The organism is Pseudomonas sp. 9AZ (assembly GCF_902506525.1).
Lineage (GTDB): Bacteria > Pseudomonadota > Gammaproteobacteria > Pseudomonadales > Pseudomonadaceae > Aquipseudomonas > Aquipseudomonas peli.
On record NZ_LR733840.1, the window covers coordinates 143,730 to 159,682 of the forward strand.

Sequence of the window (15,953 nt, forward strand, 5' to 3'; positions counted from 1 at the left end):
AGTCTAACGGCCGAGCCGCGCAGATCAGCCGTTAAAAATGTTTCCCGATGTTGGTTGCCGGTTACTGGCGCATGCCCCGACCGCTAACCAGCAAGCGGATGCACACGCCATACAGCACAGCAGTAGCGACCAGCATAAAACCGATGGCCACGCCGATGCGGATATCGGACACCCCGAGAATGCCGTAGCGGAAGGCGTTGACCATATGCAGCACCGGGTTGGCCAAGGACACGGTTTGCCAGAACTGCGGCAGCAAGGTGATCGAATAAAACACCCCGCCCAGGTAGGTCAAAGGCGTCAGCACAAAGGTTGGAATGATCGAAATATCATCGAAGTTGCGCGCGAACACCGCGTTGATAAAACCGCCCAGGGAGAAGATGGTCGCGGTCAGCAGCACCACCAGCACGGTCACGCCGAGGTGGTGCACCTGCAGCTTGGTGAAGAACAGCGACAGCAGAGTGACGATAAAACCCACCGCCAGGCCCCGCAGCACACCGCCGACCACATAGCCGGTGAGGATGATATGCGGCGACACCGGCGAGACCATCAACTCCTCGATGGAGCGCTGGAACTTGCTGCCAAAGAAACTCGACACCACGTTGCCATAGGAGTTGGTGATCACCGACATCATGATCAGCCCCGGCACGATGTACTCCATATAAGTGAAGCCACCCATGTCGCCGATCTGACTGCCGATCAGGTTGCCGAAGATCACGAAGTACAGAACCATGGTGATCGCTGGCGGCAGCAGGGTCTGCGGCCAGATGCGGGTAAAGCGGCGGATTTCGCGATAAACGATGGTGCGCAGCGCCACCATGTTGGCGGTGAATTCGGAGTTCAGATAAGCCGTGCTCATACCGCCACCTTCGCCAGATTCTTCTCGACCAGGGAAACAAACAGCTCCTCCAAGCGGTTGGTTTTATTGCGCAAGCTGAGCACCTCGATGTTCTGCAAGGCCAACTGGCGGAACAACTCGGTAATGCCCTGCGCCTTGTCCACCTGCACTTCCAGGGTATGCCCGTCGAGCAACTGCGCCGGGTAGCCGATCAGTTGCGGCGCCACCAGCAGCGCCTCTTTGAGGTCGAGCAGGAAGGTTTCTACATGCAGTTTTTTCAGCAGGTCCTTCATGCTGGTGTTCTCGACGATCCGCCCGTGGTCGATGATGCCGATGTTGCGGCATAGCTGTTCGGCCTCTTCCAGGTAATGGGTGGTGAGGATGATGGTGATGCCCTGCTCGTTCAGCTCGGTGAGAAAGCTCCACATCGAACGGCGCAGTTCGATATCAACCCCGGCCGTCGGCTCATCGAGAATCAACAAACGCGGCTGATGCACCAGCGCACGAGCGATCATCAGGCGGCGTTTCATCCCACCAGACAGTTCACGCGACGGCACATTGTGCTTGCCCCACAAGCCGAGCTGGTTGAGGTACTGCTCAGCGCGTTCCTTGGCGATTTTCGCTGGGATACCGTAGTAACCGGCCTGGGTTACGACGATATCGAAGGCCTTCTCGAACTGGTTGAAATTGAACTCCTGCGGCACCACACCCAGGCAGCGCTTGAGCGCAGAGGGCTGTTTGTCCAGGTCATGACCGAAGACGTTCACCGTGCCGCTGCTTTTGGTCACCAGGGTGGAAAGAATGCCGATGGTGGTGGATTTGCCGGCACCGTTGGGGCCGAGCAAGGCGAAGAAATCACCTTCAGCCACGTCCAGGTCGATGCCGTGCAGCGCCTGGAAGCCGTTGCCATAGGTCTTGGTCAACTGGCGAATGGACAGTGCAGTACTCATAAAAATGCGCACACCTGATCAGATAAAAAGAAATTCGAGAGGGGCTGCGCCTGCAGCGCGAAGTGGCCCAAGTCTAGCGCCTGGAAGCTCCCCACCACAGCATCTTTGCGCAAAACTGCCGCCCCCACGGCTGGGCAGCAGCCTACCAGCGCCAGGCGCAGATTAAACCCGGCCGTTTCCGATGGTGCTTATCAACCCTGTCGATAAATCATCCAGGCACGGCCTCAGCGGCGAAGTCGCCACTGATCGACAACGCGTCATCGGCAAAAAGATGTGGGTAACACGCAGCCAGATGACCGAAGAACAGCGGCTCCGGCACATCGGCAAACTGGCCGTGGTCATGCAGGTATTCCATATAACGCTCGCCCTGCTGGTTGAACGGGTGAAATACGCTGTCGCTCAGGCCATCGAATTCCAACGGTGCCACCTTGAATACCCGACAGAGCGCTAGGTTGAACGCCGGCGTGGCCTTGACCCAGCGGCCCTCAAGGTACAACTCGGTGTAGCCGTGCATGGCGAACACCTCACTGCGCAGCATTTCCATCAGCCGTGGAGTAGCCAGGTGGTTGCGCACATCCGCCAGGCCGATGCGCGCCGGGATACCACAATGGCGGGCGCAGGCAGCCAGCAAAGTGGCTTTGGGCACGCAGTAACTTTCGCCCGCCTGCAGTGCGTGACTGGCCTTTAGGGTGTCGGGGTCGCGGCTGAACACATAGGGGTTGTAGCGAATTTCATCGCGCACCGCGTAGTACAGATTGATCGCCTGTTGACGCGGGTCACGACTGGCCCCGCGAAACTTTTCTGCGAACTCCACCAGCACTGGGTGGTCACTATCGATGAAGCGGCCGGGCTCGAGGTATTCACGCATCAGGGTTTCTCCATGACAGAGACCCAGTCTAACGACGCGGCTCCGGCCAATGTCACGACGATTCGGCCAAGCTCACCGCTCTTGTCGCCATCAATGACGACTACGCTCGTGATGGTGCGTAACAACGCATTGTCATCATGGAGGATTCTGCATGCTCGCTCTCTGGTTAATCGCCCTGCTGCTTAGCACGGCCTTTCTCGCTCACCGCCGCACCGCGCCTCTGCCCGCACTGGGAATCGTGGCCGGCTTGCTAATTCTGATGGGCGTGTTCAGCCATGCACCTGTCTGGCTGATGGGCCTACTCTGGTTGCTCCTGCTGGCCGTGGCCTTGCCACTGCTGTTGCCACAACAACGCCGCAGCCTGTTCACAGCACCGCTGTTTACCTGGTTCAAGCGCGTACTGCCGCCGATGTCGGCCACCGAACGCGACGCCATTGAGGCCGGCACAGTGTGGTGGGATGGCGAGCTGTTCAGCGGGCGCCCGGACTGGGACACCCTGCTCGCCTACCCCAAGGCGCAGCTCACCGAAGAAGAGCAGGCGTTTATCGATGGGCCCACCGAAACGCTGTGCGCCATGGTCAGTGACTGGCAGATCGGCCAGCAGATGGACCTGCCCGCTGAGGCCTGGGCGCATATCAAGCAACACGGCTTCTTCGCCCTGATCATTCCCAAGCAATACGGCGGCAAGGGCTTTTCCGCCTATGCCCACTCCCAGGTGGCCATGAAGCTGGCCACCCGCTCCGGCGATCTGGCCTCCACCGTGATGGTGCCCAACTCCCTGGGCCCGGCCGAACTGCTGCTGCACTACGGCACCGATGCGCAGCGTGACCATTACCTACCGCGCCTGGCTCGCGGTGAAGACATCCCCTGCTTCGCCCTCACTGGCCCCCTGGCTGGCTCTGACGCCGGCGCCATGCCGGATACCGGAATCATCTGCAAAGGCCAGTGGCAAGGCGAGGAAGTGATCGGCCTGCGTCTGAACTGGGAAAAGCGCTATATCACCCTCGGCCCGGTCGCCACCCTGCTTGGCCTGGCCTTCAAGGCTTATGACCCCGAGCATCTGCTGGGTGAAGAGGAAGATCTGGGCATCAGCCTTGCTCTGGTGCCCACCGAAACGCCTGGTGTCGAAATCGGCCGCCGCCACCTGCCGCTTGGAGCGGCTTTTATGAACGGCCCGAATTCAGGCAAGGATGTGTTTATCCCACTGGATTACTTGATCGGCGGCCAGGAGATGCTCGGCAAGGGCTGGATGATGCTGATGAACTGCCTGTCCGTGGGCCGCTCCATCTCCCTGCCCGCCGTCGGCACCGGCGCTGCCAAGTTCACCAGCCTGACCACTGGCCAGTACAGCCAGGTGCGTGAGCAGTTCAACGTGCCGCTTTCAGCCTTTGAAGGCATTCAGGAAGCCCTCGCGCGTATCGGCGGTAACGCCTGGCTGATGGACAGCGCACGTATCCTTACTGCCAATGCGGTGGATCTGGGCGAAAAACCCTCGGTGCTCTCGGCCATCCTCAAGTACCACCTGACCGAGCGCGGCCGCGAATGCATCAGCCACGCCATGGACGTGCACGGCGGCAAGGGCATCGTCATGGGCCCGAACAACTACCTGGCGCGCTCGTGGCAAGGTGCGCCGATCTTTATCACCGTGGAGGGGGCCAATATCCTCTCGCGCAACCTGATGATCTTTGGTCAGGGCGCGATTCGCTGCCACCCCTACGTACTCAAGGAAATGGCCCTGGCCAGTCGCGAAGACCAGGACCAGGCGCTGCAGGAATTCGATGAACTGCTGCTGCAACATATCGGTTTTGCCGTCAGCAACGCCGCCAGCAGCCTGCTGCTCAGCCTCGGCTTTGGCGCTTTCAGCCAGGTGCCGGGCGATCGCATCAGCCGCCCTTATTTCCGCGCGCTCAACCGCCTGGCAGCGTCCTTCGCCCTGCTCGCCGACACCAGCATGATGTTGCTCGGCGGTGAACTGAAACGCCGCGAACGCCTGTCGGCGCGGCTCGGTGATGTACTCAGCCACCTTTACCTGGCCTCGGCGGCGCTCAAGCGCTACCACGACCTCGGTTATCCGGAGCATTCACAGCCCATGCTGCGCTGGGCCGTGGAAGAAAGCTTGGGCAAGGCCGAACAAGCACTGGAAGAGCTGCTCAGCAACTTCCCCAGCAAACTGCTCGGCTGCGCTCTGCGCGTGCTGGTATTGCCGCTGGGCCGCCGTCACAAAGGCCCAAGCGATGAACTGGACGCCGAAGTGGCTGGCATCATCGGCCGTAACAGCGGTGATCCGGCGCTGGAGGAATTGCTCGAAGGCTGCTATCGCCCACAAGCCGAACAGGACCCAGTGGGTGCTCTGCAATATGCGATGAACCTGCTGCAAGAAGTACAGGGACTGCAGAAGAAACTGCACAAGGCTGTCAAAGCCGGCCAGGTACAGGAACTGCCAGGGCAAAGCCTGATCGATGCCGCGTTGGCTGCTGGGGTTCTCAACCCGGAAGAGGCGCACAGCCTGCATCAGGCTGAAGCGGCGCGGCGGGTGGTGATCGATGTCGACGACTTCGCCAAGGAGGAACTGACCTTGGGCTCCGGCAAGGTGCGTTAAACCGACGGGACAGCGGGCGACGCGAGCCTTATACTTGCGCGCCCGTTTTACCTACAGGATTGCCCCATGGCCAACACCCACATCGACCATCACCTCGCCCTGCTGCAGCACCTGCGCACCATCCTGGTCGCCCTGGGCGAAGCCGAGCAGATTCTCGATGACAGCCACGCCATGTACCTGGAGCGCTACGACGAATTGCTCATCGACCTGCCGAGCGACCCAGAGGCCAGCCTCTACCTGGGCCAGGACCTGATCAGCCAGATCTTCCAGCGCTACCCGCAAATCGCTCACTTGGTACCGCGCGACCTGCTGTGGTTCTTCGGCGGAGACTGCCTGCATTTCATGCCGGACGAAGAAATCGAAATGTACCAAACCCTCGAAGAACGCCGCTTCTACGCCGAAGAAAACGACGAACCCTTCGACTGGAATCAGGAAAAGCAGCTGCTGAGCATGCCCGCTCAGGGCGGCAAGCACTGAGCCTAAGTCAGAAACAAAAAAGCCCGCACGGCATAACCGGCGGGCTTTTTTGTGGGCACTAAAAACAGCAGAAACAAAAACGCCGCTCAATGAGCGGCGTTTTTGACTATTTGGAGCGGGAAACGAGACTCGAACTCGCGACCCCGACCTTGGCAAGGTCGTGCTCTACCAACTGAGCTATTCCCGCATACAACTTGGTACAACAAAATGGCGTCCCCTAGGGGACTCGAACCCCTGTTACCGCCGTGAAAGGGCAGTGTCCTAGGCCACTAGACGAAGGGGACCTTGGAACTTGTCGGCTACCTGCCTGAGCAGATCACCTTAATTTGGAGCGGGAAACGAGACTCGAACTCGCGACCCCGACCTTGGCAAGGTCGTGCTCTACCAACTGAGCTATTCCCGCATACAACTTGGTTTTTAGCAGCACACTTCATAAAGAAGTGGCGTCCCCTAGGGGACTCGAACCCCTGTTACCGCCGTGAAAGGGCGGTGTCCTAGGCCACTAGACGAAGGGGACGCAGCCCGGAAACTACAACTTCTATCCGGCTTCTACACGTTTTGCCGTGAGGCATTGCGCTACGAAGTGGCGCGCATTCTATGGAGCCTTGTAAGGCCCGTCAACCTCTGTGTAAAAATTTTTATAAATCAACGACTTCAGCTGCGAATGTGAGGCAGCTCTATCAGCCTCCCGGCTAACGCACTACACTCGGACGAAAACCGGTGATCGAGAGGCTGCACCCATGTCCCCACTCGTGATTACCATATTGATTGTGTCTGGCATCGTTATTTTGATCGCCATTGCCTACATCAATCATATGGTCGAGAACAACAAACTGGAGAAGGCGCGCATCAAGGCTGACCTCAATGATCGCCTGCGCCGTTGCACGGACCTCGCAGAAGCGCTCCCCGGTCAACTGATGACGCCAGCATTGAAGTTATTGCTGAGCCGCCTGCAGCTGCACTTCAGTGAACGCGTACTGCCGTATGACAAGGGCAACAATGCTCTCAAAGCGCATATTGAAGAGCTGCGCAAAATGATCGCCCAAGGCGAGTCAATTACCGTAAACAATCCGCCACAACCCATCATTAATGAAGCTAAAGCGAAGGAAGTACGCTTTCAGCTGGAAAGCCTTCACGGTCAACTGACCCGCTCTGCAAAAGACGGAATTATTCCGGCCAGTGAGGCCAAGCATTGGTTGAAGGAAGTGCGCCACATGCTGACTCAGGTGCATATCGAATTTTTCGGCAACCTTGGCCAACAGGCCTTGCAGCAGAACCAGCCTGGCCAAGCACGCCTGGCGTTCGAGCGCGGCGCACAATATTTGCGCAAGCAGCCTGACCCCGCTCCTTATCAAAACGCTCTGAAGAAATTCGAAGAGCAATTGGCACGCGCCAACGCCATGGTCCTAGAAAGCAGTAAACCCGTCACCGAGCAGCCCAGCGAACTGGATGCCGGCCTGGAGTCTCTCGGCGGCGACGAGTGGAAAAAGAAAAACATCTACGACTAACCCCTCCAGCGCACAACGTGCGCGCTATCCATCTGCCACGAGTGCCGCGCATGAGCCTGACTGTTTACGGTGCACCGCTGTCACCCTTCGTTCGTAAAGTGCGTCTGTTTTTGGCTGAAAAGAGCCTGGACTACCAGCTGGAAATCATCCTGCCGTTCGGCCAACCAGCCTGGTACCGCGACATGAGCCCACTGGGACGTATCCCCGCGCTCAAAGATGGTGATTTCACCCTCGCCGACTCCAGCGTAATCTGCCAATACCTGGACGATAAGTATCCGACCCAGAGCAGCCTTCTAGGCCAGAGCGCTGAACAGCGCGCACAGGTACGCTGGCTGGAAAAATATGCTGATTATGAACTGGCGCCACTCTGTACCTTCACGGTATTCCGTAACCGTGCACTGAAGCCAAGCATGGGGCAAGAATGCGACGAGGCGGCCGTGCAGAAAGCCCTGCTTGAAAAGCTGCCGCCACACTTTGACTACCTGGAAAAATGCCTAGGCTCGGCCCATTACCTGGTGGGTGACAGCCTGACCCTGGCCGATCTGGCCCTGACTTGCCAGTTGATCAACATGCAGCATGGCGATGAGCAGGTGGACGCCCAACGCTGGCCTAATCTGAGCGCGCACGCTGCACGTATCATGGCGCGTGATTCAGTGCAGGGCGTATTGCCCGGTGAGTTGAAAATGCTCGCCAAGATGGCCAGTAAGGCCTGAAAAACCAGTCGCCATCCACTAAAAAGCCCGGTCGACACCGGGCTTTTTAGTGTTTTGTGTTTGCTCACCCCTTCAGCATTCAGTCAGCTCAACAAATACCTCGACCAAGCGTTCAATACCAGCCTGATCTGCGGCGCTAAAACGCGCCAGCGACGGGCTGTCCAAATCCAGCACACCCAGCAGACGGCCATGCTTGAAAAACGGCACCACCAGCTCACTGTTGGACGCACTGTCGCAGGCGATATGCCCGGCAAAGGCATGCACATCGTCAACCCGTTGGGTCTGCCCAGTCGCCGCGGCGGCGCCGCACACACCGCGGCCGAAGGGAATCCGTACGCAGGCGACTTTGCCCTGAAAAGGCCCAAGCACCAGTTCTTCACCACGGGCCAGGTAGAAACCCGCCCAGTTCAGGTCGCTCAGCTCCTGAAACAGAAACGCCGAAAACTGCGCCGCATTGGCAATAAAGTCGCGCTCACCCGCCAGCAGCGCCTGCAGCTGCGCCACCAGCAGTGGATAGCCATCGAGCCCTGGCCCGCTGTGTTGTAAATCAATCATCGTGCTTACTCAGTAATTGCAGGCCCACCCAGTCACGGGCGAATTGATAGGCGCAGCGGCCGTTGCGGTTACCGCGACCCAAGGCCCAGCGTATGGCCGCTTTTTCCAGCTCGTCGTCCCATTGCCAAGCCAAACCGGCCTGCGCGGCATGCACCTCGACCCAGTGCCGGACCACGTCGAGGAAGTGTTCCTGGGTGAATGGATAGAACGACAGCCACAGGCCGAAACGATCGGACAGCGCGATCTTGTCTTCTACCGCCTCATTTGGGTGCAGCTCGCCATCCACCCGCTGCCAGCTTTCGTTGTCGCTTTGTTTTTCCGGCAGCAAATGACGGCGGTTGGAGGTGGCATACAGCAACACATTGTCCGGCGCACGCTCCAGTGAACCATCGAGCACGGTTTTCAACATGCGGTAATCGCCCTCGCCGGCCTCGAACGACAAGTCATCGCAGAACAGCACAAAACGCTGCGGCAGCTCGCTCAACTGCTCGACTATGCGCGGCAGATCGGCCAGATGGTCACGCTCGATTTCAATCAGGCGCAGCCCCGCCGCCGCATGCTCGGCCAGCAGTGCCCGCACCAGCGATGATTTACCCGTACCACGCGCGCCCCAGAGCAACGCATGGTTGGCCGGCAGGCCCTGGATAAACTGCTGGGTATTGCGCGCCAACTGAGCACGCTGGCGATCCACCCCGATCAAATCAGCCAGCTCCACATCCAGACTGACCTGCAGCGGTGCCAAATAGCCACTGCGCCCCTCACGCTGCCAGCGGGCAGCCAAGCTTTGCTGCCAGTCGATAACCGGGCGCTGCACCGGCAGCAAAGGCTCCAGACGCGCCAACACAGCCTCAGCACGCAACAAAAAATCACTCAAACGCGAATCCACAACACACTCCAGGGTTTTCGAGTTGTTCTGCCACTGCCGTCCGGCAAAACAGATGGGCTATGCTTGGCAAGCGATTCAACATGAGATCAACCGGCCAATATGGATATAGCGCTTACCCAACGCCTGTCATTCAAACAGGCCGGTTTGACCGTATTGGTAGCCTTCATCCTCGGCACTGCGCTCAGCTTGATACAAGTGGGCATCGATTATGCCAGCGAAGATGCCTCCATCAACCGCGAGATCAACGCACTGATGGAGATCAGCCACAACCCGGCTGCGCGCATCGCCTACAACATTGACGCTGAACTGGCGCAGGAACTGGTGCTGGGCCTGCTGCGCTCACCGGCCGTGATCAGCGCGCAAATCATCGACAACAATCAGCTCACCCTGGCCAGCGTTAGCCGCCCGGCCATGGAAAGTCGCTACCGGGTGCTCAGCGATTTCATGTTCGGCGAGCGCCGGCACTTTGAAACGGCCCTGTTCGTCAGCCATTCACCCGAAGAGCCGCTGGGCAAACTGAGCCTGGAAGTCGACACCTACGCCTTTGGCAGCCATTTCCTCAATCGCTCACTGCTGACCTTGTTGACCGGTTTTGCCCGTAGCCTGCTGCTGTCACTGATCTTGCTGGTGCTCTTCTACTTCATGCTGACCAAGCCACTCACTGGCTTTATCCGTGCCCTCAGCGAGCGTGACCTGCGCAGCCCCAATAATGCCAAGCTGCCCTACCCACCCAACCATGAACGCGACGAGATCGGTGTGCTGGTCGATGTGACCAACCGCCAACTGAGCAGCATCGCCAGCGAAATAGAGCAACGCCAGCAAGCCGAAGCCCGCCTGACCCGCTACCTGGCCGAGCTGGAAGACATGGTTTCGGCGCGCACCGAGCAGCTGGAAGCCGCCAACAGTCGCCTGCTCGACTCCAACCGCGAGCTGGAGCAAGCCAAACGCACGGCCCTGGACATGGCCCAGGCGCGCTCGGCCTTCCTCGCCAATATGAGCCACGAGATTCGCACCCCGCTCAACGGTCTGCTGGGCATGCTTGCGCTGTCATTGGACGGCCCCCTGAATAACGAGCAGCGCCAGCAGCTGTCGATTGCCCACGACTCCGGCAAGGTGTTGGTGGAGCTGCTTAACGACATTCTCGATCTGTCGAAATTCGAGGCTGGGCAGCTGGAGCTGGAACATATCCCCTTTGACCTCGGCAGCATGGTCGAAGACACCGCCAACCTGCTGTCGCAGAATGCCGCACCCGGCGTTGAACTGACCTGCCTGATTGATCCCCTGCTGCCCAACCAGCTGCTCGGCGACCCAACGCGGGTCAGGCAGATTGTCAGCAACCTGCTGTCCAACGCGCTGAAATTCACCCGCTTTGGCCGCGTAGACATCAGTGTCAGCACGCATGACGGTGGCGTCAGGATCATTGTGCGCGACACTGGCATCGGTATTGCCGAAGAGGCTCAAGCACGGATCTTCCAGCCGTTTGCTCAGGCCGGCGTTGGTATCACCCGGCAATTTGGCGGTACCGGCCTGGGCCTGGCCCTGACTCGCCGGCTTTGCGAAGCCATGCGCGGCCAACTGAGCCTGGAGACACAGGAAGGCTTCGGCAGCACCTTCTGCGTTGACCTACCGCTGCCCAGCCAGAACCACACCCAGCCACTTCCCGTGTTGCACGGACGCGTTATTGTCCTCAGCCCAGCGAGCTCAGGCCTGAGTGAACAGCTGAGCCGATTGCTGCCCGCTTGGGGCCTGCACTATCTGCATCAGGATGCCGACAGCGTGCTGGGCCCGCTTGATGCGGACGTGCTGATCAGCGACAGCCCGCAGCGTTTGAATGAGCTGCGCGCGCACTCCAGCCTGCCCATTCTGGTGGTCAGCGCCTACGGTAATTTTCTCAGCAGCGAACAGGTGGAGAACCTTTCGCCTATCGAGCAACTGGCCCGACCGCTGTCACGCCAGGTGCTGCTGCAGGCCTTACGCCGCATTCTCGGCCAGGGCGCTGCACATGCCACCGAGCAGCACAGCGAACCGCAACGCAGCCGCCAGGCGCGCGTCTTGCTGGTGGAAGACAACCCAGTCAATCAACTGGTAGCCAAGGGCATGCTCAGCAAGCTCGGCTGCGAGGTGTTATTGGCCAATCATGGTGGCGAAGCGCTGACCTTGCTGGAAAACCAGACGGTCGATCTGATTCTGATGGACTGCAACATGCCGGTCATGGACGGCTATGAAACTACCCGACAAATTCGCCAGAAAAGCGAATTCGCCGAGTTGCCAATCATTGCCCTCACCGCCAATGCGCTGTCAGATGAACGTGAGCGCTGCCGCGCTGCGGGGATGGACGACTACCTGGCCAAGCCTTTCCGTAAAGACGAGCTAGCGGTGCTGCTCGATCAGTGGTTAAGCGTCATAAACTGATCCAGCAACACGCCCACCTGGCTGCGCAACGCCGCGACCTGATCCAGGTCAACACCGCGCTCGCACAACAACTGGCTTTTCAGCGGCAGCACCTGCTCACGCAAGGCGCAACCGGCCGGTGTCAACGCCAGGTGTACCTCACGTTCATCACTGGCCGAACGCTTGCGAAGTAACAAGCCTTGCTGCTCGAGGCGCTTAAGCAGCGGCGTCAACGTGCCGGAGTCGAGCAACAAACGCTCACCCAACGCCTTGACCGTTGGCAACGCCGGCGGTTGCTGCTGCCACTCCCACAGCACCAGCATGGCCAGGTACTGCGGGTAGGTCAGACCGAGCTGATCAAGCATCGGCTTGTAGGCGCGGATCACCGCCCGTGAAGCGGCGTAGAGTTTGAAACACAGCTGGTTGTCCAGCTGCAGCCCGTCATCCGCGTGCAAACTGGCCTGAGTCATTTCAGCAGTGCTTCGATCTCTGCAGTCAGGTCCTCAGGCTTGGTGGTCGGGGCGAAACGCTTGATCACCGTGCCGTCGGCACTCAGCAGAAACTTGGTGAAGTTCCACTTGATACCCTGACTGCCGAGCAGGCCCGGCGCGCTCTTCTTCAGGTTGACGAACAGCGGGTGGGCATCGCTGCCATTGACATCGACCTTCTTGAACAACGGGAAGCTCACACCGAAGTTCAGCTCGCAGAACTCACTGATCGCGCCCTCATCACCTGGCTCCTGCTTGCCGAACTGGTTGCAGGGGAAGCCCAGCACCACCAGACCTTGATCCTTGTACTGCTGCCAGACGTTTTCCAGGCCCTTGTACTGCGGGGTGAAACCGCACTTGCTGGCAGTGTTGACCACCAGCACGGCCTTGCCGCCGAAATCGGCCAGGGTTTTCTGCTCGCCCTTGATGGTGGTAACCGGAATATCGAAGAGTGCGTTGCTCATGCTGGTCATCCTGAGGAGTGGTAATGGACGCAAGATAGCGAGCAATTAAATTGTACGCAATTTAATTAAAGCAAAATAAGGCCCGCTGATAGCGGGCCTGTGCAATGGCATTAAGCCTTCGGCACCAGCTTGAGCGATGCCGAGTTGATGCAATAACGCAGCCCCGTTGGCGCCGGCCCATCGGGAAATACATGGCCCAAGTGAGCATCGCACTTGGCGCATTTGACTTCGATGCGGTGCATGCCGTGATTGAAGTCATCCAGGCTGGTGATGGCCTCGCTGTTAACGGGCTGGAAGTAACTCGGCCAACCGCTGCCAGAGTCGTACTTGGCGTCCGAATCAAACAACTCAGCCTGGCAGCAGGCGCAGTGGTAAATACCTGGCACCTTGCTGTCGTGGTATTGGCCGGTAAACGCGCGCTCGGTGCCGCCCAGGCGACAGACATGAAACTGCTCCTCGGAAAGTTCTTCGCGCCAGGCTTCCAGGGGTTTTTCCAGCTTGTCCACAGGCAAGTCTCCTCTACATGAAAAAATCGCCGGGAGCGATTTTTAACGTCGCGCAGCGACGGCCCAAAGGGTGGCGGCCATGGATGGCACGCCATAAAAAAGCCCGACCAGTACCTTTGCCAAGGTCGGGCTGCCACGTATCATTCGACCCCAGTCTGTCACCGGCGTTACAACCTGCCAAGGCTCGTTAGATCGCGTCTTTTTGCAGGGTAATTCAGCGGCGTCCACCATTCGGGATCACATACATGCAGTTCAGCAAATCGAACAAGCTTGCCAACGTCTGCTACGACATCCGCGGGCCGGTGCTCAAGCACGCCAAACGCCTGGAAGAGGAAGGCCATCGCATCCTCAAGCTGAACATCGGCAACCCGGCACCGTTCGGTTTTGAAGCGCCTGAAGAAATTCTGCAGGATGTAATCCGTAACCTGCCCACAGCCCAGGGCTACAGCGACTCCAAGGGCCTGTTTAGTGCGCGCAAGGCGGTCATGCAGTACTACCAGCAGAAGCAGGTAGAAGGCGTTGGCATCGAAGACATCTACCTGGGCAACGGCGTATCCGAGCTGATCGTGATGGCCATGCAGGCGCTGCTGAATAACGGTGATGAAGTACTGATTCCGGCACCGGACTACCCGCTGTGGACGGCGGCAGTGGCTCTTGCCGGTGGCAAGCCCGTGCATTACCTGTGCGACGAGCAGGCGGGCTGGTTCCCCGATATCGCCGACATGCGCGCGAAAATCACACCAAACACTAAAGCCCTGGTGCTGATCAACCCGAACAACCCGACTGGCGCGGTGTATTCCAAAGAAGTGTTGATGGACATCGTCGAACTAGCCCGTCAGCACAACCTGGTGCTGTTCTCCGACGAGATCTACGACAAGATTCTCTACGACGAAGCCCAGCATATCTCTACCGCATCGCTGGCCCCAGACGTGCTCTGCCTGACGTTCAATGGCCTGTCCAAGTCCTATCGCGTGGCGGGTTTCCGCTCCGGCTGGGTGGCGATTTCCGGGCCCAAGCACCGCGCGCAAAGCTATATCGAAGGCATCGATATCCTCGCCAATATGCGTTTGTGCGCCAACGTGCCGAGCCAGCATGCGATCCAGACCGCGCTGGGCGGCTACCAGAGCATCAATGACCTGGTGCTGCCGCAAGGTCGCCTGCTGGAGCAGCGCAACCGTACCTGGGAACTGCTCAACGACATCCCCGGGGTCAGCTGCGTCAAACCGATGGGCGCGCTGTATGCCTTCCCGAAGATTGACCCGAAAGTCTGCCCGATCCACAACGACGAAAAGTTTGTGCTCGACCTGCTGCTCTCGGAAAAACTGCTAATCGTTCAAGGCACCGCGTTCAACTGGCCGTGGCCGGATCACTTCCGCGTGGTCACCTTGCCGCGCGTGGATGAGCTGGAAATGGCCATCGGCCGTATCGGCAGCTTCCTCAAGACTTACCAACAGTAATCGGAGCGCACATGAACCAGAGCAAACGCTACCTGCTAACCGGTGCCAGCTCTGGTATCGGTGCCGCTCTGGCCCGCGAATTGGCGGCCAAGGGTTATGACCTGGCCCTGGCCGCACGCCGCGAAGACAGCCTGCACCTCTTAGCCGCCGAACTGCAGGCGCGCTTCAAGCGCAAAGTGGTGGTCTTGCCGTTGGATGTGACCGACTACGACGCATGCCAAGACGCCGTAGGCCTGGCCGCCAACTTGCTCGGTGGTCTGGACGGAATTATTGCCAATGCCGGTATCGCACTGACCGGTAAAGCCGGCGGTGGCCATTTCAAGCGCGCACGTTTGACCGTGGAAACCAACCTGATCGGCGCGATTGCCTGCCTGGATGCCGCCTGCGCACTGTTTCGTCAGCAAGGCCACGGCCACCTGGTTGCCGTCGCCTCAGTCGCCGGCAAACGCGGTTTACCGCATACGGCGGCCTATTCGGCGAGTAAAGCTGGCCTGATCAGCTACATGGAAGCCACCCGCGCCGAGCTGCTGGGTAAGAACATCGACACCACGCTCCTGCTACCGGGCTTTATCGACACGCCCTTGAACAGCGATATGGCCAGCCGGCCATTTCTGATTGATGTAGAACGCGGCGCGGCGATGATCGCCAAGCACATCGACAAACGCCATGTTAGCGCCTACGTGCCTGGCTGGCCCTGGGCGCTCCTGGGCCGCGTGCTGCCTTATCTTCCAACCTCAATGATTGGCAAATTCTGATGGACCTGCAGATCGACGACTTCTACAAGGATGCCGCCGCCGGCATGCTGACTCTGTACCAGGCATTTCCGAGTAAATCCGCACTGTATGTGGAAGACCTGATCGGCCGCGAAGAGCCGGATGAGTTCGGCCTGCCCACACCACGCCATCAAAGTTGCCTGGGCGCCCTGCTGTGGCTGGCCGAGGAAGGCTATATCCGCTTTGACTCCACCATCGGTTACGACGCACTGGATCAGGCCGTGCTCAGCGAAAAGGGCTTTCTGCGGCTGACCCGCGGCGTGCCTCACGCCCTGCCAGAGGGTGACGCCCTGCCGCCCAGCGTGCGCCGCGTGCACGCCACCCTGGCCTTTCAGCTGCGCGAAGCGCTCGGCCAAAGGCATGGCGAGCGCATAGCCCGCCTGACTCGCCTGCTGTTCGAATCCAGCCTAAACGGCGCAAGCGACATAGTTTGAAATAGTCGCCAGGTTGAAGTGCCTGGGGGTGCGCCCTTATATAGCCGTC

The 15,953-nt window shown here is 59.3% G+C and carries 16 protein-coding genes and 4 tRNA genes; 8 read left to right on the forward strand and 12 right to left on the reverse strand.

Annotation, left to right across the window (positions count from 1 at the left end; all coding sequences use genetic code 11):
• Nucleotides 1-61: 61 nt before the first annotated feature.
• From ALTER154_RS00755 to ALTER154_RS00765, 3 genes are all read right to left on the reverse strand, one after another.
• On the reverse strand, nt 62-841 hold the full coding sequence (locus tag ALTER154_RS00755; protein WP_090251084.1) for an ABC transporter permease: 780 nt from the start codon (nt 839-841) through the stop codon (nt 62-64).
• A gap of 11 nt (nt 842-852) precedes the next feature.
• Entirely contained in the window at nt 853-1,785 is a 933-nt protein-coding gene (locus ALTER154_RS00760) for an ABC transporter ATP-binding protein (RefSeq protein ID WP_160084850.1), read from the reverse strand.
• Nucleotides 1,786-1,993: 208 nt separating this feature from the next.
• Entirely contained in the window at nt 1,994-2,653 is a 660-nt protein-coding gene (locus ALTER154_RS00765) for a transglutaminase family protein (protein WP_160084851.1), read from the reverse strand.
• Nucleotides 2,654-2,804: 151 nt separating this feature from the next.
• On the opposite strand from ALTER154_RS00765, the gene ALTER154_RS00770 reads away from it, so the two are divergent.
• Both ALTER154_RS00770 and ALTER154_RS00775 read left to right on the forward strand, forming a co-directional pair.
• A complete protein-coding gene (locus ALTER154_RS00770) occupies nt 2,805-5,252 on the forward strand; it encodes an acyl-CoA dehydrogenase (RefSeq protein ID WP_160084852.1) in 2,448 nt (815 codons plus the stop codon).
• Between the two features lie 66 nt (nt 5,253-5,318).
• A complete protein-coding gene (locus ALTER154_RS00775) occupies nt 5,319-5,729 on the forward strand; it encodes a PA2817 family protein (RefSeq protein WP_160084853.1) in 411 nt (136 codons plus the stop codon).
• A 111-nt stretch (nt 5,730-5,840) separates the two neighbouring features.
• On the opposite strand, the gene ALTER154_RS00780 is transcribed toward ALTER154_RS00775, so the two are convergent.
• The 4 genes from ALTER154_RS00780 to ALTER154_RS00795 form a co-directional block, all read right to left on the reverse strand.
• A tRNA-Gly gene (locus ALTER154_RS00780) sits at nt 5,841-5,916 on the reverse strand.
• A gap of 21 nt (nt 5,917-5,937) precedes the next feature.
• Nucleotides 5,938-6,013, reverse strand: a tRNA-Glu gene (locus tag ALTER154_RS00785).
• 43 nt (nt 6,014-6,056) lie between these two features.
• Nucleotides 6,057-6,132: transfer RNA gene (locus ALTER154_RS00790), tRNA-Gly, on the reverse strand.
• Between the two features lie 38 nt (nt 6,133-6,170).
• Nucleotides 6,171-6,246, reverse strand: a tRNA-Glu gene (locus ALTER154_RS00795).
• A 223-nt stretch (nt 6,247-6,469) separates the two neighbouring features.
• On the opposite strand from ALTER154_RS00795, the gene ALTER154_RS00800 reads away from it, so the two are divergent.
• The gene (locus tag ALTER154_RS00800) at nt 6,470-7,237 is read left to right on the forward strand and encodes a hypothetical protein (RefSeq protein WP_160084854.1); all 768 of its coding nucleotides are present in this window, start codon (nt 6,470-6,472) and stop codon (nt 7,235-7,237) included.
• Nucleotides 7,238-7,287: 50 nt separating this feature from the next.
• A complete protein-coding gene (locus ALTER154_RS00805) occupies nt 7,288-7,950 on the forward strand; it encodes a glutathione S-transferase family protein (protein ID WP_160084855.1) in 663 nt (220 codons plus the stop codon).
• A 72-nt stretch (nt 7,951-8,022) separates the two neighbouring features.
• Here the strand turns inward: ALTER154_RS00805 and ALTER154_RS00810 are convergent, their stop codons facing one another.
• On the reverse strand, nt 8,023-8,505 hold the full coding sequence (locus ALTER154_RS00810) for a GAF domain-containing protein (RefSeq protein ID WP_160084856.1): 483 nt from the start codon (nt 8,503-8,505) through the stop codon (nt 8,023-8,025).
• Entirely contained in the window at nt 8,498-9,391 is an 894-nt protein-coding gene (locus ALTER154_RS00815) for an ATP-binding protein (RefSeq protein WP_090247898.1), read from the reverse strand. Before ALTER154_RS00815 ends, ALTER154_RS00810 begins: the two co-directional genes overlap by 8 nt.
• A gap of 99 nt (nt 9,392-9,490) precedes the next feature.
• Between ALTER154_RS00815 and ALTER154_RS00820 the strand changes: the two genes are divergently transcribed.
• Complete coding sequence (locus ALTER154_RS00820; RefSeq protein WP_160084857.1) at nt 9,491-11,803, forward strand: response regulator; 2,313 nt, start codon at nt 9,491-9,493, stop codon at nt 11,801-11,803.
• Here the strand turns inward: ALTER154_RS00820 and ALTER154_RS00825 are convergent.
• The 3 genes from ALTER154_RS00825 to msrB all read right to left on the reverse strand — a co-directional run bounded on the left by ALTER154_RS00825 (nt 11,779) and on the right by msrB (nt 13,240).
• Complete coding sequence (locus ALTER154_RS00825) at nt 11,779-12,252, reverse strand: MarR family winged helix-turn-helix transcriptional regulator (protein WP_160084858.1); 474 nt, start codon at nt 12,250-12,252, stop codon at nt 11,779-11,781. The genes ALTER154_RS00820 and ALTER154_RS00825 overlap by 25 nt on opposite strands.
• Complete coding sequence (locus tag ALTER154_RS00830; protein WP_090387165.1) at nt 12,249-12,734, reverse strand: glutathione peroxidase; 486 nt, start codon at nt 12,732-12,734, stop codon at nt 12,249-12,251. The genes ALTER154_RS00825 and ALTER154_RS00830 overlap by 4 nt, the downstream gene beginning before the upstream one ends.
• Nucleotides 12,735-12,844: 110 nt before the next feature.
• Entirely contained in the window at nt 12,845-13,240 is a 396-nt protein-coding gene (msrB, locus tag ALTER154_RS00835) for a peptide-methionine (R)-S-oxide reductase MsrB (RefSeq protein ID WP_090247906.1), read from the reverse strand.
• 245 nt (nt 13,241-13,485) lie between these two features.
• Between msrB and ALTER154_RS00840 the strand changes: the two genes are divergently transcribed.
• The 3 genes from ALTER154_RS00840 to ALTER154_RS00850 are packed head-to-tail and all read left to right on the forward strand — an operon-like array spanning nt 13,486 to nt 15,904.
• Nucleotides 13,486-14,697 carry a pyridoxal phosphate-dependent aminotransferase gene (locus tag ALTER154_RS00840; protein WP_090247908.1) on the forward strand — a complete coding sequence of 404 codons (1,212 nt, stop codon included), beginning with the start codon at nt 13,486-13,488 and terminating at the stop codon, nt 14,695-14,697.
• Nucleotides 14,698-14,708: 11 nt separating this feature from the next.
• Nucleotides 14,709-15,452, forward strand: coding sequence for an SDR family NAD(P)-dependent oxidoreductase (locus tag ALTER154_RS00845; RefSeq protein ID WP_160084859.1), 744 nt, complete (start codon nt 14,709-14,711; stop codon nt 15,450-15,452).
• The gene (locus tag ALTER154_RS00850) at nt 15,452-15,904 is read left to right on the forward strand and encodes a hypothetical protein (RefSeq protein ID WP_160084860.1); all 453 of its coding nucleotides are present in this window, start codon (nt 15,452-15,454) and stop codon (nt 15,902-15,904) included. The genes ALTER154_RS00845 and ALTER154_RS00850 overlap by 1 nt, the downstream gene beginning before the upstream one ends.
• The last annotated feature ends 49 nt before the right edge of the window (nt 15,905-15,953 follow it).